The sequence below is a fragment of the Rhodococcus sp. 06-235-1A genome (assembly GCF_002258785.1).
Taxonomy (GTDB): domain Bacteria; phylum Actinomycetota; class Actinomycetes; order Mycobacteriales; family Mycobacteriaceae; genus Rhodococcoides.
The window spans coordinates 1-19,214 of sequence record NZ_NOYI01000028.1 but is presented as its reverse complement, the minus strand read 5'-3'; the positions used below and the strand labels follow the sequence as shown (position 1 = coordinate 19,214).

12 protein-coding genes and 1 rRNA gene are annotated in these 19,214 nt (G+C 65.7%); 3 read left to right on the top strand and 10 right to left on the bottom strand.

Features of this window, described 5'->3' with window-relative positions; all coding sequences use genetic code 11:
- Together CH275_RS26670 and CH275_RS26665 are read right to left on the bottom strand one after the other, a co-directional pair.
- Positions 1-95, bottom strand: a 16S ribosomal RNA gene (locus CH275_RS26670); the annotation flags it as partial.
- A 465-nt stretch (positions 96-560) separates the two neighbouring features.
- Entirely contained in the window at positions 561-1,967 is a 1,407-nt protein-coding gene (locus CH275_RS26665; RefSeq protein ID WP_094681179.1) for a plasmid pRiA4b ORF-3 family protein, read from the bottom strand.
- A gap of 70 nt (positions 1,968-2,037) precedes the next feature.
- On the opposite strand from CH275_RS26665, the gene CH275_RS26660 reads away from it, so the two are divergent.
- Positions 2,038-2,964 carry a LysR family transcriptional regulator gene (locus CH275_RS26660; protein WP_256991232.1) on the top strand — a complete coding sequence of 309 codons (927 nt, stop codon included), beginning with the start codon at positions 2,038-2,040 and terminating at the stop codon, positions 2,962-2,964.
- Between the two features lie 6 nt (positions 2,965-2,970).
- Here the strand turns inward: CH275_RS26660 and CH275_RS26655 are convergent, their stop codons facing one another.
- From CH275_RS26655 to CH275_RS26620, 8 genes are all read right to left on the bottom strand, one after another.
- On the bottom strand, positions 2,971-3,522 hold the full coding sequence (locus tag CH275_RS26655) for an ester cyclase (protein WP_256991231.1): 552 nt from the start codon (positions 3,520-3,522) through the stop codon (positions 2,971-2,973).
- 5 nt (positions 3,523-3,527) lie between these two features.
- Positions 3,528-4,226, bottom strand: a complete 699-nt coding sequence (locus CH275_RS26650; RefSeq protein WP_094681177.1) for an SDR family oxidoreductase — start codon at positions 4,224-4,226, stop codon at positions 3,528-3,530.
- A 108-nt stretch (positions 4,227-4,334) separates the two neighbouring features.
- Positions 4,335-4,880: an LpqN/LpqT family lipoprotein gene (locus CH275_RS26645; protein ID WP_094681176.1), complete on the bottom strand. Its 546-nt coding sequence runs from the start codon at positions 4,878-4,880 to the stop codon at positions 4,335-4,337.
- 74 nt (positions 4,881-4,954) lie between these two features.
- A complete protein-coding gene (locus tag CH275_RS26640; protein WP_094681175.1) occupies positions 4,955-5,842 on the bottom strand; it encodes a hypothetical protein in 888 nt (295 codons plus the stop codon).
- Between the two features lie 34 nt (positions 5,843-5,876).
- Complete coding sequence (locus CH275_RS26635) at positions 5,877-6,584, bottom strand: hypothetical protein (protein WP_094681174.1); 708 nt, start codon at positions 6,582-6,584, stop codon at positions 5,877-5,879.
- Positions 6,585-6,647: 63 nt separating this feature from the next.
- The gene (locus CH275_RS26630; protein WP_094681173.1) at positions 6,648-7,487 is read right to left on the bottom strand and encodes an HAD family hydrolase; all 840 of its coding nucleotides are present in this window, start codon (positions 7,485-7,487) and stop codon (positions 6,648-6,650) included.
- A 28-nt stretch (positions 7,488-7,515) separates the two neighbouring features.
- Positions 7,516-8,721, bottom strand: coding sequence for a metallophosphoesterase (locus tag CH275_RS26625; RefSeq protein ID WP_094681172.1), 1,206 nt, complete (start codon positions 8,719-8,721; stop codon positions 7,516-7,518).
- Between the two features lie 31 nt (positions 8,722-8,752).
- The gene (locus tag CH275_RS26620) at positions 8,753-13,921 is read right to left on the bottom strand and encodes an AAA domain-containing protein (protein WP_094681171.1); all 5,169 of its coding nucleotides are present in this window, start codon (positions 13,919-13,921) and stop codon (positions 8,753-8,755) included.
- A gap of 285 nt (positions 13,922-14,206) precedes the next feature.
- Here CH275_RS26620 and CH275_RS26615 point away from each other — a divergent pair, with 285 nt between their 5' ends.
- Together CH275_RS26615 and CH275_RS26610 are read left to right on the top strand one after the other, a co-directional pair.
- Complete coding sequence (locus CH275_RS26615) at positions 14,207-14,866, top strand: TetR/AcrR family transcriptional regulator (protein ID WP_094681170.1); 660 nt, start codon at positions 14,207-14,209, stop codon at positions 14,864-14,866.
- 451 nt (positions 14,867-15,317) lie between these two features.
- Positions 15,318-19,214 (top strand): acetyl/propionyl/methylcrotonyl-CoA carboxylase subunit alpha (locus CH275_RS26610; protein WP_143546882.1); only part of this gene is annotated, 3,897 nt, incomplete at its 3' end.

The window sequence follows — 19,214 nt, the reverse complement described above, 5'->3', positions numbered from 1 at the left end:
CCGCTCGTGTACCCCGAAAGGCCTTACCGCTCGACTTGCATGTGTTAAGCACGCCGCCAGCGTTCGTCCTGAGCCAGGATCAAACTCTCCGTAAAAGACTCTCGATCAACAGTCGAAACTGCAAATCAGTCATAAACATAAAGAGTCAAATCACTAGCAAAAAAACTCAACTAGCATTTCAAACAACACCCGACAACAACCACCACAAGCGGGCAGCTGATACATCGAATGCTTTCACCAAATAAATTCGGCACTGACATTCATCGACACACTGTTGAGTTCTCAAAGAACACGCACACACTCCAACCCCACGAACACACAGTCCGTCGGCCTCGAGGGCAACTGTTCCAGCGTATCCCAGCTTGGTCTCGGACACAAGGCCCGACTCTTGGGGGACACAACCTGCCAGGCCACACGTCCAACCTCGTATCCCAGTCCGTGAAGACCAGGTCGGTGTCCGTCGCTCTGACTCGACAAAAGTTACGCCACCAACCACACCAACGCAAATCGGCAGGTCAGAGCGTCCGCAGCAGGATAGACCGCCGCGGGACGCCCCTGGATCAGGTCAACAACGCGTCGCGCGCGAATCTCCGCGACCAACTCGGGGATTCCGAGACGCTCTCGCGGAAGTAGAAACGTGGACCGTGGGCACCGATGAGATCGAGAAAGCTCACTGTGGCCTGCGCTGCGAACTGCGCGTCGAATACGCCGGAATCTTCACTTGCCCAGCCCAGCTCGGCCACCGTCTCGACCAACATCTCGTTCCGATGTGCAACGGAGGCCGACGCGGCGAGGGAAATCAGGAACAGAGTGGCGGCGTCGGTCTCGTAGGTCTCCTTACCGAGCGGAAGCCGCGACGCAGCATGCCTCCACATCCCGACCGGGTCGTCGGCCAACGCTGCCCCGAGCTTCGTGCGCAGCAATCTGCCCTTGGACACGCGCGTCAATCCGAGGTGCCGTGCGGCCTCGCGTAGATCCGTGACCTGATGGTGGTCGATCTCGCGGTTGCTCGGCCCCACCCACCCGATACTCCACTCGAGCTCCTCGCGAATCGCCGACACCAATGCAGGCTTGAGATAGCCGGCGTCGGTCAAAGCAACCCCGTCGTCGCCGATCCTGGCGAGGAACCACGTCAACTTGGCCATCGCGATCTCGGCCACGGGTAGGTCGACCGAACTCTCGATGGTGAGTTCGCACCGAGGCAACAGCGCCATCAGCGACGGCACCTCCGTGGGTCGCACCCGATCGAAGAGTCTGCCGATGGCGGGGGCCGTCGCCACTGCCTCTGCGAGAGCAGACCGTCCCGTGTCCAGCGCGTGCAGCACCTTGTTGACCGAATCGACGTCGAACCGGTCCGGGTCGAATGTCGGACCCCACCTGGTGAGCAGCACGGGGAACTCAGGATCGGCCGGGTCGGATGCGATCTCGAGGTCCTGGGCATAGTGCGATGGCCCGCCGCAGTTCTCCGGCGGGCATGCGCGTGCTCCATCGAGACAGACCGATCGCAGGTCGTCGATGTCGGAATCGATCTGCTCGAGAACAACGGTGTGCGTCCATCCGTCACCGAAGTCGTACTCGTAGGTCATGACGGATCCCCGTGCAGTGAGCACCTCGTCGATCCGGACGCGCTCCTCACTCACTGCCTCGTCGTCCGGTTCGTCGCGGAGGGTCTCTGCCATCTCGAACCGACGAGTGATACCGGCGGTCCTGATACTGAAAGCATGCAGGTGCTGGTCCTGCCAGCCCACGGCGCGCTGCAACACCGAATGCAGTTCGGACAGGAGCAAGTCCGAGCGCACCCGCACTCGACGCCAGATCTCCGGCCGGGTGTGGTCCATCGTCACTCTGAGCACCAGGTTGACCAGACTTCGCCTGGTGGCATCTGCCTCGTCGGCGGACGGCTCGTCGGGATCGGGCATGTCCGGGACCACCGACAGGTGCCGGACGCGGCCGGTTCTGATCGACATGCGCTCGACCCTAGTCGGACCAGCGCGTCGGACGCAGGCATCGCACCCCCCTCACCCGAGGAGTTCGGGAGTGCGGACCGAATTCACCGGCATCGCCTACCCTCGATCGGTGCCGACCTTGCGCGCCCTCGAATGCTTCGTCGCCGTCGTCGAGTGCGGTTCGGTGACCGCCGCGTCCGTACGCCTCCACCTCTCGCAACCCGCTCTGTCTCATCAACTGGCAGCGCTGGAGACCGAGATCGGCACGCCGTTGCTCGAGCGACTCCCCCGTGGCGTTCGAGCAACGCCCACCGGCCTGGCCGTGCTCGCCGACGCCGAAGCAACACTGGCGTCGGCCGACCGAGTGGTTCGAACCGGGAAAGCCATGGCCGACGGTTCTCGAGGCCGACTCCGGCTGTCATGCGTCGAAACCATGACCGTCCCCGTGATCGCACCGATAGTGCGCACGTGGGCCCGTAGGTACAGCGACGTCGGCGTCGAACTCACCGAGCACAGCAGCGCCGACGCGATGGCCGACGCCGTGCAGCGCGGCGCGTCCGACCTCGCCGTCGGGCCCGCCTCGGATCGATTCACCGGGCAGATCGCGGAGATCGGCACCGAGGACGTCGTCGCGGTGATACCCGAGGGTCTCGACCTCACGGATGAGCCGAGTATCTCGTGGAAAGATCTGTTCGGAAGGCCAGTGGTCCATTACCACTCGTCAAACGGTCTGGCAGCGTGGATCGACAGCGAAGCCGCGGCGCACGAGACGATTCTGACGGTCAGCACTCGCACCCGAAGTGCCACTACTGCAGCACAATTGGCCCGAGCCGGTTTGGGGATCGCGCTCGTCCCGGCCTCGGCTCTCCCCACTCGGTTCGACGGCGTCGTCAAGCCCATGCGACCGCTACTGCGGCGCACGGTGGTTGCCATGGTCGGGTCGCCGAGCGATGCCCTCGTGCAGCGGTTCGTAGCCGATCTGCTCCGTCGTGGGCTGCCGGCCGTCGGGGCGCGATGAGTCGCGTCAGCTCGCCCCGATCAGACCTGCTTGCTGCATGAACGTCAGATTGTCCTCGAGGTGCCAATCCTCCACGATGCGTTCGTCACCCACATGCTGAATATCGATGGCACCGAACTCGACCGACCGACCGCTTCCAACCGTCGAACCGTATGTCCCGGTGAAATGCCCACGAAAGATCAGCCGAGCCGTGAACGTATCCCCGGTGACATAGAGATCGGCCAGTTCACACGACAGATCCGGAATCGCGGTGCGGAATCCGGCCGATGCGACAGCCGGTCCGTGCGGCCCCTGCGGTCGACCCGGCGGCAAGGTGTTGTCGACGAAGGTGCCGTCCACCGCACGATCGAGGTACACCTGTTCGCCCGTGTCCCAGAACGTGTACAGGTTCTGGGCAACCGCCACCACATGTCGGGTTCGATCGGTGACGGGTGCACTCCCCAGGTGTACCGCTCTCGGCTGGACCAGATCGGTCGAGGGGTCGACCACCGAACCGTCGGCCGGGGCCGTAGAACTACAGGCCGAGGCCAGCAACAGCCACGACAAGATGAGCAACACCCGCCTCATGCTCGCCGACCCCCGCCGTCGACGTGCAGGGTGGTGCCAGTGACGAACGTGTTGGTCAGCGCGTAGATCACCGCTGCGACCACGTCCGCCGAGCGACCGACCCGTCCTGCCGGGTTTGCCCGCGCAGTCTCGGCGAAGAACGAATCCTTCCCGGCTCCCATCGAATCCCAAGCGCCGGAATCGACAATGCCGGGTGACACCGCGTTGACCCGCAGCGGAGCCAATTCCACCGCGAGCGCCTCTGCCAGGAAAGCCACGGCCCCGTTGGTCGTCGCCATCACGGAGAGGCCGGGGGCAGGCTTCCACGCGGCGACCCCGGAAAAGAACAGCAACGAGCCGCCGTCCGCGACACTCGATGCGAAGTGCTTGGCGAGCAGGATGGGCCCGATCACTTTCGCGTCGAACGCCTTTCGAATGTCTGCAATGGCGAGGTCTGCAACCGGACCGTTCGCGTGGTCGGCCGCGAGGCTCACCACATGATCGACCGATCCGACCTCGGCTGCCGCCGCAGCAATCGATGCCTCGTCGGTCAGATCGACGATCACCGAACTCGCTCGGGGACCCAGTGTCGCCACCGCGTCGTTCAGCACCTCTGCACGTCGACCGGCGAGGATCACCTCGCCTCCCCTGTCGACGATCTCGGTCGCAACGGCCCGTCCGATTCCCGACGCTCCGCCTACCAGTAGTACGCGCATAATGCTTCACCCTTTCGCTCGATTGGTACCTCACCAGCCAAGCGAAAAGCTCACCGTCGGACAATCGTAATTACCTACTACTGCCATAAACAGTTTCGATGGGTCGTTCTACGATCCGGTCGTCAGACCGTCGTTGATCGCCGCGACGTCGAAGGCCAACGCGTCGAGCTGAGACTCCAATGTCGTGACCGTCAACTGCACCAAGTACTGGATGTCGACGCCCACCAACACGTATCGAGTCGTCACCGCGGCTTCCAACTGTTGCGCGACATAGGTCCCCCGAATGAACCGCGACGGCCAGCCCAGCCACGGCACCGCACTCGCCTCGCGCTCCACCCAACCGGGCATGGCCCGTCCGTCGCCGAAACCCAACGCCATCAGCGCTTCCGGATCGATCGTGCGCGAGAGTGCTCCGACCAGAAGTACGGCATTGGGGGCGAACCCGTTCTCCACGAGATTCGGTTCCACTATCACCTGAGTGGCTCCGGGAAACTGCGTCGGATCGAGCGTCTGCCAGCCGGCCGGCATCGGCACGGTGATCCCCAGCTCGGCCGCGGCGGCACCGTCGAGCGGCGACACCCGCAACGCATGCGCGTTCAGGTATTCCGCGATCGTGGTGGGCTCGGTCGGCTCGGGCGACAGGGCGTCGTTCACGGCATGGGCCTTTCGGTGGTGGACTCTTCTGGCATGCCAGAGGCTACCTGCGCCGACCCTGACCTTCGCAGGTACTAGAGGCAGTACCCTGCGGGTAGCTGGGCGCTGCGCGACTCCAACCAACGTCCGACCGAGTCCAGCATGGCCGTTCCGTCGGCGAACGAACCCGAATCCGGTTGCGCTGCAATCGCTACACCGACGCGCCCCGCAACGGTGGTGACGATACCGATCTGCCGTACGTCGTAGCCACCGTCGATGCTCGGCCCCCAACCTCCCTTGAACGCCGCATCCGACAGCTTTCCCAGACCCCATTGCTGTTCCGGCACAATATTGTTCATCATCTCGACGACGGGTGCGGCATCCGGGATGCAGGACAATCCGGCCACAAAGTTCGCCTGATCCTGCGTCGACCACTCGGTTTGTCCGAATGCGCTGAACTCCGGTCGAATCCGCTCTCGCGGCACCGTCGTGGCAGCGTCACCGCCCTGACGCAGAATCGACTCGACCGCATCCCCCGCGGCGGCCGAATCACCGAACGATCCCCACAGCGCATCGGCTGCTGCATTGTCGGAGCTCTCGATCGCCGCCGCGGCGTCCGCCAGCACAGCGTCGCCATTGCTGCGCAGCGCGGCGACTGCCAGAGGCACCTTGACCGTCGACCACGCGACACCGGAGGTCCATGTTCCCAGCACGGTGGCCGGTCCACCGCCGACCGGAGCCAGCACGAGGCCGAGGGCACCACCAGCCGTCGACTCCAGGGCTTCGAACTCCGCGGCCAGATCAGCGGCAGGCCGCGTCTGGACAGGAGCCGCGGTGGTCCATGCTTCAGGATCCGACGTCGGTGCGACCGGATGGGGCACCGACGCCGTCGTGGTCCCGGGAACCTCGGACGCGGCCGTTGCCGTGTCGTCGTCGGTGGCGATGGTGCAGCCGCACGCCAGGAAGGCGAGCGAAAGAAACATCGCACCGACACTTCGGGAGAGCCCTCGCATCGAACTAGAAGAGGTAGACAACAGCGTTCTCGCCACCGGTACACGTGATCAACTGCGCGGACGACACGCAGTTCATGTCGTATCGCTTGCCGGTGACCGGGCTACTGGCCACCACCGTTCTGGTATTCCGATCCGAACCGCCCCGCAGGTAAGCCAACCGAACCTCCTCGGCGAACGGGCACGACGTGACCGTCGAACCCACTGCCGACCCACGAATGCCCCCGGTCGAAGCAACGGTCGCCGGGCAGGTCTGCGCACCCGCAGGCAGAGTCGTCACCCCCGGATCCTGCGCACTGTCGTCGGCCACCTCCGATGTCGGCGAGGCGACGGCCGACGCCACGGAGGCGGGAGTGTCGTCACGCACCACCAGCCACGCGAACACACCACCGACGATCAGAGCGACCGCAACCAGAACGGCCACCACGATCCAGAGACCGCCACTGTCCTTCTTCGGTGGTTGAGGCGGCGGACCACCATGAAACCCACCGGTGCCGAACACAGGCGGCGGAACTGCATCGAGCCCACCGGACTGCGCTGCGGCACGAACCGGTCGGGGCGGCAGACCCGACGGCGGCAGAGTACCGGTGGACCGTGGATCGGCGGGCTCCGGTGAGTATCCCGGCGGTGGAATCACCCGATCGGACGGGTTCGGCCGCGCGCCGTACTGTCCGTACGCGCGGTGCGAGGGGTCGCCCGAACCTGGATAGCTCATGGTGTCCTTCTGCCGATGATGAGGCCAGCCTCTCACACAGCGTCCTGACGAGCAGACCGGACGTTACCGTTTCGTTGTGCTCGCGACGAGCTCTTCCAGGTAGCGAGCAACCGCGTCGTCGTCGTTGGATTCGAGGACGCGATCGGCAACGGCGCGCACCGGCTCCGAAGCATTCGACGGGCACAGTGCCGTGCCCGCCCACACCAGCATCGGCAGGTCGTTGCGAGCATCCCCCACTGCGGCAACAGAATCCGACGCTGTTCCCCACCGCTCGCACAGTTCTTGCAGTGCTGTGGCCTTCGAGACTCCCGCGGCCGACATCTCGATGTACGGAGCACCGGAGTGGGTCAGCTCGACGCCGTCCACACCGGCCGCGGCGACGAGCTCGTACAGTGCTTCGCTTGGTGTATCCCTGTGCCGAGCAACAATTTTGACCGTCGGCTCGATATCTGCCGACAGACCGTGGTCGGAGAGTTCCATCTCGTGAGGGTGCCGATGATGATCGGCGAACACACAGAGTTCTGCGTACTGCGCCTCGGCCACGAACCGGGTGGCCCCGACGGTCGCGAACGTGACACCGGGGACGAGAGACCGCACGACCGACTTGGCCGACGCGACGGTTTCGGCCGGCACGAACCTGGTGCCCACGATCCTCGGGGTGCCGTCGGCGAGATCGAGGACGACCGCACCGTTCGCCCCGATCGCCGTCCCGCGGAATCCGCAGGACGCGGCGAGTTCGTCGATGGAGTGACGCGCTCGTGCAGTAGCCCACACCACTCTGATTCCGGCAGCGTCGGCAGCTGCCATCGCCGCGGCGGTGCGCGCCGAAATCGTTCGGTCCGACCGCAACAGCGTGCCGTCGAGATCGGTTGCGACAACGACGACCTGCTCGGCTCTCTTCACGTCACCGATACTGCCAGGTGTGGATACCTCAGCCTGCGACCAGCGTCAGAACGGAGATCTCACTGGGCGCGAACACCCGGAACGGTGGACCCCAGAATCCCGATCCGCGGCTGGTGTAGAGCTGCGTTCGGGTGCCATGACTGCTCAACCCGTGCACCACCGGCTGGTCGAGGCGAACCAACGCCGAGAACGGCCAGATCTGACCGCCGTGTGTGTGGCCGGATACCTGCAGGTCGACGCCGGCGCGAACGGCGTCGGCGACCTGTTTGGGCTGGTGCGCCAACAGCAGCACGGGCGTCGCGGGATCGGTGCCGGCGAGAGCACGTGTGAGATCGGCTCCGTGGCCGGGCGCGCCGGACCCCTTCGCCGTTGCGTCGTCGACACCGGCGATGATCAGCGCGTCATCGCCACGATGCAGCACCACGTGCCGGTTGTGCAGTGAATGCCACCCGATGTTCTCCATGTGGTCGAGCCACTCCTGCGCCTCGCCGAAATATTCGTGGTTGCCGGTGACGTAGACGCGCGCCGAGCCCGCGAGCATCGATTCCAGTGGAGCTGCCTGCATTCTCCGCCGATCGACGGAGCCGTCGGCTATGTCGCCGACATGGGCCAACACATCGGGTTCGAGTGCATTGACGGCATCGGCCAATCGATGCGACCACGTCGTCCGATCGAGCGGACCGAAATGTGTGTCGGTCACCAGAACCACTCGCAGGCCGTCGAATCGGGCACCGAGCCGATCGATTCGGACCGTCGTGTGCCGAACCCTCGGCGTTCGCATCGCCTCGTAGTGACCCCAGAGCGCGAGGACGACGACAATTCCCAGAGTTGCCCCGGACACGATCCGCGACCGCAGCGGATCGTCGATGTCGGCGAACCACAGGCCCAGCCGCAGCAGCAGAGCCAGTACCGACCAGACGAACGCGATCCAGACCATACCGAGCAGCACGTCACCGATGCGGGCCCAAGCGTCTTTGACTCGCCCCTCGGGGCCGGGCCTGTGACCCAGGTACATCGCAGCGGGCAGGGCGACGAAGGCGGCCACCGCAACCACGGTGCCGATCGCCGTCACTACCGGTGGCCACTGTGCGCCCGCGAACACGACCGTCCAGGTGGGCAGTGCGAAAAGCAATGCACAGACCACGAAGACAACTGTGGGGACGACGATCCGCCGGTGCCGCGGCCGGTGGGGCGAGGATGCCTGGCCCGGGTCCTGCGTCTGTTCCTCTGTCATCGACGATCGAACCCCTGTACTGGTGCGGACGCTACGGTCGGCGGCGGGTGGTGTAGCCGCGCAATCCGTGCAACGGGAGTTCGTGCTCGGCGATTCCCTCGTCCTCCTGTCTTTCGAGCCCGGCGCTCTCCCCGACGTCGGCCGCGTCGGGGAGGGACCGTCCTTCGTCGGCATCTGCTTTCTCGGCCCCTCCGGCGGAGGCTGTCTCGACGCTCGGGACAACCGGGCCCTGTTCCGCAGCGTCGTCCCGTGCAGGCTTGCCGGTCTCGTCCTCGGCCGCGACTTCGCCGGCCGCCGTGTTCCGGTCGACACCGACAGACTCGTCGGCCGCGGCAGCCTTGGACGGTGCGGACCCGTTCGTCATTGCCGAACGACTCGACGCCGACGACCCGTTCGGACGCGTCGAACCACGGGAGGCGTCGGACACAGCAGATCCATCACCGGCATGGGCTCCGTTGCTGGAACCGGCACCGTTGATGCCGTTGGCGGTACTGGCGCCGTAGGCGTTACGAGTTCCGTTGGCTTTTCCGGATCCGTTGGCTTTTCCGGTTCCGTTTGCCGGCGTGGATATTTCACGCTCCGCTGGGACGGCGTCGGACTCGATCGACTCGTCGGTCGGGATGTCGATTCGCGGCATGGTCCACAGGGACAGCACGGACTCGTGATGCACCGGGGAGTCGTCGACGGCCGAGGTCTCGAAGGCACCGGAGTCGTCGAACTGCGAGGACTCGAGTGGGACCGGGGTCCACGCCTCGCCGGAGGATGTGAGTCCCTCCACGACAACGGTGTTCGGCTTGATCCCCAGACGCTCCAGCGTGACCCACAGACTGTCCAGAGCAGCATCCCGGTCGAGGTAGTACTCCGATTCACGGACCCGCCAGAACGTCCAACCGCAACGTTTGAGTTCCTGCTCACGCTGCAGATCGGCCAACCGTTGCGCCGGCGTGGACAGGAAGGTATCACCGTCGCACTCGACGGCCAGCCGCGAGGATTCTCCGGTGACCACGAGAGCGAGACGCCGATTGTTCACTTCTACACCGGGATTGACGTGAAAACCTCGCTCGACGAGGTCGTTCCACAGCTGCTGCTCCAGCAGCGTCTCGAAGGGTGCCATCCGGATCTCACGTGAGACGTTCACCGGCATCGGATCGGCCGGGGCAGGCGAGACGGAGGTGACATAGCTCAGCAACGAGTTACGCAGGTCCGCGCGCTTGAGCCGATCGACGGTCACCGAATGGAACAGCCACAGCTGATCCTGCGCCCGTGAGGCCGCAACGTTGAATCGCCGCTTGTACTGGTTGGCGGTGAGGGTGGCGAAATTCTGATCGGGTGCCACCACCATCGAGAGGAAAACGACGTTTCGTTCGTCGCCCTGGAAGTCCGGCGGTGTGCCCACCCGCAGCCGCCGCTGTTCCCACTGTTCGATGCCGATGCGCTTGATCAGCTCGTTCCGAATCTCGTCGACCTGCGATTGTCCTTGCAGCACAACAACGCCGAAGGTCAGGTTGTCGTACGAGGCGTCTTCGAGGCACTCGGCAATCTGTTCGGCAATCGCAACAGCCTCGGTGCGGTTGACCAGTGACGCGTTCTTTCCGGTCACCGTGGCTCCACGAACGTACGTGTGCCGCAAAGGCGGTAGTCGATCCGCCCCGAACTGCCGCACGGGAACGAGCGGCGAGTCGCCGTAGAACTGCTGACTCGACCAACTGATGATCTCGGGCATCGAACGGAAGTGCTCACGCAGCCGCACCACCTGGCCGAACCTGGTGCGCAGCATGGAGAACAGACTGGACCGCGGAGTCAGCGTCGCACGCACATGTTCGGGTAGATCCGGTAGATAGACGTCCAGTCGATCGAACACGTCCTCGAGGGTGCCCGCCTGCGGGACATCGGCGGGTGCACACTGACGGTCGTCGCCCACCACGATCACTCGCGGTGCGAGGTACAGCAGGAAGAGGCTGGTGATGTCGGCCTGGCTCGCTTCGTCCACTATCACGACGTCGAAGCTGCCCGGTACCGGCGGAATCGATGCCAGCACCTGAGAGAGCGGCATCACCCACGCGGGCACCGCGCTCTGCGCCTCGCGCATCGCCGATCGTGCTGCGCTGCGGTAGGTTTCGGCATACTTTCCGGCCCCGGATCCGATACTGGAGATGTGCTCGCGATACGTCTGCAAGGCACGAACCTCGACGGCAGTCATTCGTTCCAGGCTGTTTCGCCAGGCACTCGCGGCCGCGAGTCGCGTTGTGAGGTAAGCGATGTCGGTATCGGCGGCGGTAAGCTCCGATTCCAGTTGTTGCTCGAGGCCGCCATGGTGCTGCTCACCGACCCACTCCCGGGCACGACGCCACGCCCATGCCTTCGACATCTGCCAGCTCAGCTCGTCCCATTCGACATCGGCTGCGGTGTCTTCGACAAGTTCGAACAGTGCGGGCGCGACCGAGGACAGCGACGCAGACATCGAATCCAGCAGAAGCTGATCCTCCTGCTCGACGCACGCCTGCGAATACGCCGCAACCGCAGCGGCCAATTCCAGCGGATCCGCAGCGCTCAACGCGCCGACCAGGTTCGTGCCCTCGGGCGAGGGACCGGCGTCGATTCGAGTGGCGACTGCGAACTGCAGCGCATCGAGCTCGGCACGGGCGGCATCGATATCCATCCGCGTGGCGATGGCGTCGGCGGCTCCGGCGATCTCCTGAGCCTCGGCCAAGCTTCGGATCCACGGTGCCGCAGGCGAAATGGCGTACAGACGGTGCACCAGGGCATCGCGGGCGGAGACCAATGCTGCGACCAGACCCAGTCGATCGGCGATCCGCGCCACGTTGTTGACTCGAATCGAACGAGTGCCGTCGAGCGGAACGATGATCGCGAGGTCGGCCAGCAGCACCGCCGCGGTCTGCACGGTGTCGAGCGCACGGATGTGCTCGGCAACCAGACGCACCGCCATTGCTGTCGTGGCGGACTGCCCGTCGACGGTGGCCACGATACCGAGGGCCTCGACAGCCTTCTGTTCCTCGCTGCGACGGAACCGCGGCTTCCACTCGACACCCGACTCCAGCGCACCGGCCAGCGCATCCATAGCCGCCAGGGCCGCCGGGGAACTGGACGAGCACTGTACGTCGTGCGCACCGACATAGCGATCGGAAGCGGCTGCCGTGTCGACCATGGCGTCGAGTCCGCTGACCCGAGACCACAGGTGAGCGGCTTCACCGGACAACACGGAATCGGTCAGTCGCGGGTAAGAGCCGTCGAGTTCGGCGACCGCTCGCACACGGGCGGACAGCTCCCCGCACAGTTGACCGATCTCGGCAGACACTGCCGGTTCCACGCCGTCGAGCAGCGCGATGAGGGCTGCCGCCTGAGGCGTGACCGTATCGATCTGCGCACCTGCACGCTGACAGAGTGCCGCGAGTTCGGCCGAGTTCGGGAGCATCGTCTCCGGACGCGGCAACACCTGTCGCGCGCGCAGTTCGCGAGTGCTGTCGGAGGTGGCGATCAGCTTGCGCAACCGATCGACCTGGGCACCGTCGAGTGGTGGGCGATCGGCGAGCAGCGGGCCGGGCAGCCACTCGTGGGCAGCTTCCGCCGCCTTGACCCTGCGGACTATGGAGGACACCGTTCCGCTGTAACCGTCCGAAACATACTCGTGCACAACAGTTTCGGATTCGCGTAGCGAACGGACTCGATCGAGCAGCTCGGCCCGCCTGGCAAGTGCGGCCGAACGTTGAGTTCTCAGCGCCTCGATCTTCTGGACCTCACTGGCCTCGTCGAAGGAGGTCTTGCGTTCGGCGATCTTCGCGACGCTGCGGTTGAGCTCGTCCGAACCGCCGCTCGAGAGGTCGGTGATCGACACGCAGAGTTCCTGCAGCTCCGGCGGCAGCTTGTCACGCAACACCCGCAAAGCTTGTGATTTTTCACTAGTGACCAGGACCCGTTGACCTCGCGCCAACAGCCCCGACATCAAGTTCGCGATCGTATGCGTCTTGCCCGTACCGGGCGGCCCCTCGACCACGACGCCGCTGTCTCGCCCGAGCCGCTCGATGATCTGCGACTGCTCGGCGTTGGCAGGCAGGGGGAACAGCGGGTCCTCGGCCAACACCGCCGAGGCACCCGCTCCGGTGCGCTCGAGCCACGCCACCCGATCGGCAGGTTCGATGGCATCGACCAACTGCGCGAGCCCCAGCGGTACCGACGCGTCGGCGAACTCGAGATCGGCGATCATCTGCTCGTAGTACTCGACCAGTGCGAACGAGTCGCGGGCGCGCAGCACCAGAGCGGGCGAGATGGTCAGTGTTCGGTCGTCGTCGATGTAGGCGAGAGCTCCGGGCGGTCCGACGCGATCGAGTACCTCGATGTCGTGCCGCGGTACCCGAGCGGACCAGTCTCGGAGGAACTGCTCGACTCCGGCACCGACGGGCGAGGTGACCGAGTCGTGTAGCTGCTGCGCCAACGCCACCGAGCCGGAGGTATCGAATTCGTCCGAGCCCGTCAGCAGCCGGCCGTCCTCGAGTCGCGGAGAGGAGCTCGCGCCGAGACGGACCAGCAGGTCACCGGTACGAACGTCTCGTTCGATGTTGGCCGACTGCGTGATCAGGTGGGTGCGCACGCTGCGCTGTGGATCGGCGTTGCTCGACGTCAGCAAACCCGACGCCACCACGAGTTCGATCGATTCGGGACGTGAGGAAAGCTCCTGCATCATCAGTTGCAGAGCCTGGTACAGCGCGGCCTGCGGGCGCCGATCGCGATCCTCCTGCGCCCATTCCTTCCACGACTCCGAGTACTCCTCGAAGGCCTTCTTGATCTCGTAGGCCTTGCGGATATCGAAGTCGGCATCGGATTCCTGAGCCTCCGCACGGCGACGCGACGTCACCGAGGATGCGTCGGCCAGCTCGAGTTCGCGGTAGCGGCTGTCGGCGACGACCTGGGGATCGAGCCAACCCGACAGCAGCTCCGGCGGCGCGGGCGGCTCGTCGACCGCGATGCGCGGCGCGCGGAGCACCACATTGCCCTGCTTCGCCCGTGGATCGAGTTGCATGGGTACGTCCCCCGAATGCACCCACTCGACCTGAATGTGGTCGTCGAATCGCAGCACCGGGTTGGATCTCGCCTCGACGATCTCGCGAAGAAAGCGCAGCAGGCGTTGCACCCTGCTCTTGAGCTCGTCGTCGTGTTCACGACCGGTAGCCGCTGCAGCCGTCACAGTGTCCCCACAAATACTCGGATGGTCGTCCTATTCAGGATCAGTGCTTGCGCACTCGGGCCACAGTAGCCGCTGAGATGCAGTTGTTCACCGCGTCCTGAGCACACCGAACACGTTCTAGTGCTCGGTCACAAAGACCCCCTTCGGTCGCTGGATGACCCACAGCGGGCCACCGACGCCGGGGCTCGGGACCGAGACGGCCCCGAATCACGCCGGTTCGAAAGCGGGGGCATTCTCGCGGTTCATCCGGGCGGTACTGCCAGATCGATGACGTATAAAGACTGAATGCCTGCTGCGCCGGATTCCGATCGGGAGCTGCCGACCACCCCGCGGGGACTACGCACCCGATCCGCGCTCGTGGCGGCTGCGCGACGCGTCTTCGAGGGCAGCGGCTATCTCGACTCGCGACTGATCGACATCACTCGTGCTGCGCAGTGCTCCGCCGGGACCTTCTACACGTACTTCACCAGCAAGGAAGAGATCCTGGCCGCGGTGCTCGAGCAGGCCAGGGACGACATGTTGCATCCCGGCACCGAACGTGTGGATCCGCACGACGATCCGGTTGCCGTGATCGCTGCGAGCAACCGCGCCTATTTCGAGGCCTACCGACGCAATGCGAAGTTGATGGCGTTGCTCGAGCAGGTCTCGAACATCGACCCCGAGTTCCGGCGCCTCCGCCGCGAGCGCGCCGACGCCTTCGTTCGACGCAACGCACGCAGCATCGAGAGTCTGCAGAACCGCGGCCTGGCCGATGCCGAACTCGATCCCCTGCTCGCCTCCCGTGCCCTGTCGTCGATGATCAGCCGGCTCGCCTTCAATCACTTCGTCGTCGACGCGGCCGACGACCGGGCACCCGGCGACTACGAGGGGCTGCTCGTGACCGCGACGAGGCTGTGGGTCAATGCTCTGCGGCTGCCGCTCTCCGACATCGGGGACGACGAGTGAAGGGCCGATGGACAGCAGATCGGAGCGCCCGAGGACGCTCGACCGAGTCGTACCCACCGGTAATGTACCCGCCGGTAGGTACACGGGTGGACGAATCGCCAATTAACCGTTACGACAACGCTACTCACGGGTACGAAAGCGCACTTGTTCGAGTTGCCTCGCCGGACCGAAATGAAATGTGCTGTCACAGAATATGATTGACCTCTTGGTGATCAATCACACTCACGCCGAACATCGTTGGCGATGCACGGGGGCGCATTGCCGTTAGAATAGGGCGATCGGAGCGCTGGCATGTGCGCACGAGCGGAGCCTGCGGAACGGCACGATGACGCAGGTCCGAAGCCAGCGAAACGACCCCGATGGCCGAGAATCGGACATGCCCGGCACCAAGTACACGTTCCATCGAGAGTGCACCGACGCGGTGCGCCCACACCGAGCGAAGAGAGATACGTTGTTCAAGCGGATTGCAGTAGTCAACCGAGGCGAGGCAGCAGTACGGCTGATCCGAGCCGTCCGAGAGCTCAACGCCGAACACGATTACGGCATCCGTACCGTAGCGCTGCACACCGAGGCGGAGAAGCGGGCCATGTTCGTCCGCCAGGCCGACGAAGCGGTCACGCTGCGCAAGCCCGCGTCCGGATCGGCCTACCTCGACTACAGCGTCCTCGAGGCGGCCCTGGTGGAGTCCGGTGCCGACGCAGTGTGGGTCGGCTGGGGCTTCGTCGCCGAGGACCCGACGTTCGCGGACCTCGTCGCCCGACTGAACATCACCTTCATCGGCCCGTCGGCCGACGCGATGCGTCTGCTCGGCGACAAGGTCGAGGCCAAGATCCTCGCCGAGAAGGTCGGCGTCCCCGTCGCACCGTGGTCCGGCGGCCCCGTCGAGACCCGCGCCGACGCCCGTCGTCACGCAGCGGCGATCGGCTACCCGCTGATCATCAAGGCCCGCTCGGGTGGCGGTGGCCGCGGCATCCGCAAGGTCTTCCACGAGGACGAACTCGAACTCTCCCTCGAGCGCACCCAGGGTGAGGCCGAGCGCTCGTTCGGCGACCCCGTCGTCTTCCTCGAACGGCTCGTCACCGATGCCCGCCACGTCGAGGTACAGGTCATCGCCGACAGCCACGGCAACGTCTGGGCCCCGGGTGTGCGCGACTGCTCGATCCAGCGCCGCAACCAGAAGGTCATCGAGGAGTCCAGCTCACCGCTGCTCACCAAGGAGCAGGCCGACCAACTGCGCACCGCCTCGGCCGAGCTCGTCAAGGCCGCCGGCTACCAGGGCGCAGGCACCGTCGAATACCTGTACCAGCCCGAGCAGAAGATCTTCACCTTCCTCGAGGTCAACACCCGCCTGCAGGTCGAGCACCCCATCACCGAATACACCACCGGCATAGATCTGGTGAAGCTGCAGATCCTCGTTGCCGACGGCCAGGCACTGCCCGGCGAATGCCCGCCCGAATTCGGCCACGCCGTCGAGGCCCGCCTCAACGCCGAGGACGCCGACAACGGCTTCGCACCGGCTCCGGGCACCGTCGAGCTGCTCAAGTTCCCGCTCGGCACCGGCATCCGCGTCGACACCGGCATCGCGCAGGGCGACGTGATCCCACCCGACTACGACTCGATGGTCGCCAAGGTCATCGCCTGGGGCCGCGACCGCAGCGAAGCACTGGCGAGGTTGCGCAATGCGCTGCGGGAGACCACCGTCGTCATCGACGGCGGCACCACCACCAAGTCGTTCCTACTGAGCCTGCTCGACCGCGAGGAAGTCATCTCCGCCTCCGCCGACACCGGCTGGCTCGACCGCACCGAGGCCGGCTCCCAGGTCGGCCCGACGGCCGTCGCCGACATCGCCATCATCGCCGCGGCGATCGATGCCTACGACGCCGAGGAAGGACGCGAGCGCACCGCGTTCCTCAACTCCGCGCGCGGTGGTCGTCCGCGCGCCACCCATGCCATCGGCCGCACCGTCGAACTGAACTACCAGGGCCAGGCCTACAAGCTCGAAGTAGGCCAGACCGGCACGCACCGCTACAGCATCGACGGAGATGCCATCGGGGAGTTGCAGGTCGACCTCGAACGCCTCGGGACGTACGAGAGCCGACTGGTCATCGGTGACCGCCGCTACCAGGTCGTCACCGTCGCCGGGGCCGCGCACTTCCTCGTCGAGGTCGACGGCATCAGCCACCAGATCTCCCAGGACGAGGCCGGTCTGGTCCGCGCGCCTGCTCCTGCCGTCGTCGTGGCTGTCCCGGTCGCCGTCGGCGACGAGGTCGACGCGGGACAGACACTGGTCGTGCTCGAGTCGATGAAGATGGAAACCGCTGTCCGCTCCCCCTACGCGGGCACCGTGCGTGAGGTATTGGCCTCGGTCAACGGACAGGTCGATGCGGGAGCGGCGTTGCTGCGTGTCGATCAGGCCGGTGAGCAGAAGGTCTCCGAGCAGGCACCGCGAGTGCAGTTCCGCGGTGTCGACGACGCCGCGCAGCGTACGCCGCAGCGCCGCGCCCTGGACCGACTCGACGACCTCGCAGCCCTGATCACCGGTTTCGATGTCAGTGGCGCCCGGGCTCGGAACCTGTTGTCCACCTACGAGACTCTGCGTGCCGACGTGCCGCGCAACGATTCGGGACTGGTCTCCGCCGAGCTGGACCTGCTGGGCACGTTCGCCGATATATGCGAGCTCTCCCGCAACCGGCCGACGATGGACGAGGAGAGCACCGACGAGCGCGTTCACTCCCCGCGTGAGCACTTCCACTCGTTCATGCAGTCACTCGATGCGGACGTGCAGGGTCTCCCGGAGTCGTTCCGCGGCAAGCTCACTCGCGCCCTGGCGCATTACGACGCCGCCATCGACGAGGGCCGTACCCCCGAGCTCGAAGAGGCCGTCTACCGCGTCTTCCTGGCCCTGCAGCGTATGGAGAACCAGGTTCCGGTCATCGCGGCCCTGCTCGGCCACTGGCTCAGCGACAGCTCGCAGCAGCCCGACGCCACTCCGGCCATGGCCGAGGTACTCGAACGACTCATCGGTGCCACCCAGGCCCGTTACCCCGTCATCGGCGACGTCGCCCGCAACCTGCGTTTCCGGTTGTTCGACGAGCCGCAGATCCGTAGTGCACGGGAGAAGATCTACGACGGCGTACGCGGCAGCCTGCAGTACCTCGCCGAGAACCCCGACGCGGCCGACTACTCGGCCCGCATCGCAGCTCTGGTCGCCACCCCGGAACCGCTCATCGAGCTGCTGGCACAACGGATCACCGATCCCGGTGCACTGCTCGAGGTGATCACCCGCCAGTACTACGAGATTCGCACACTCGAAGACGTCAAGGCCTTCGACCGCGACGGCAAGCACTTCGTCACCGGCAACTTCGAGCTCTCGGGCGAACGGCTGCACCTGGTGTCCACGGCAACCGACTTCGATTCGCTCGCAGCAACTCTGGACTCGGTGGACGACATCGCCGGACCGTCCCCGGAGAACCTGGCCGTGGACCTCTACCTGTCGTGGCCGGACGCGCCGACCGACGGCGACGAGCTCTCGGCCCAGCTCCAGGCCGTGCTGGCCGCGCACCCCGGCACCGGCCGCTGGCGCCGCGTGACGGTGACCGCCTTCGGTTCCGCCGCTCGAAAGATGACCTACCGTCGCACCACGGTCGAGGGGTCCGAGCCGCTCGCCGAGGACACGATCATTCGCGACATGCACCCGCTGACCGGTCAACGACTCGACCTGTGGCGACTGAAGAACTTCGACGGTGTCCGCCTGCCCGCCAGCGCCGGAACGTACCTGTTCCACCTGACGTCGAAGGCCAACCCCTCCGACGAGCGACTCGTTGCCTTGGCCGAGATCCGCGGCGTCACAACACAGTTGGACGACGCCGGCAACATCGTCGCCGTACCCGAGATCGAACGCACCGTCGCGGCCTGCCTCGACGGAATCCGCCGCGCCCAGGCCGGGCGTGGCAAGAAGCGACTCGACGCCAACCGCGTCGTGCTCTACGTCTGGCCGGTACTCAACGTTCCCGCCGACCGCATCGCCACCATCGCCCGGCATATCGCGCCCCTGACGATCGGTGCAGGCCTCGAGGAGATCACCCTCATCGCCCGCCTCGCCGAAACACCGGGCGCGACACCGCGTGAGGTCGCGCTGCGCCTGTCGTACCGCTCCGGTGCCGGCATCGTTGCCAAGGTGACGCCGCCGCCGACCGAGCCGATGCGTCCGCTCGACGAGTACACCCAGAAGGTGCAGCGCTCGCAGGCGCGCGGCACCGTGTACCCGTACGAGCTCATTCCGTTGCTGAGCAGCAACGGCGGCACGTTCACCGAGTACGACTTCGACGCCGACGGCATCCTCGCACCG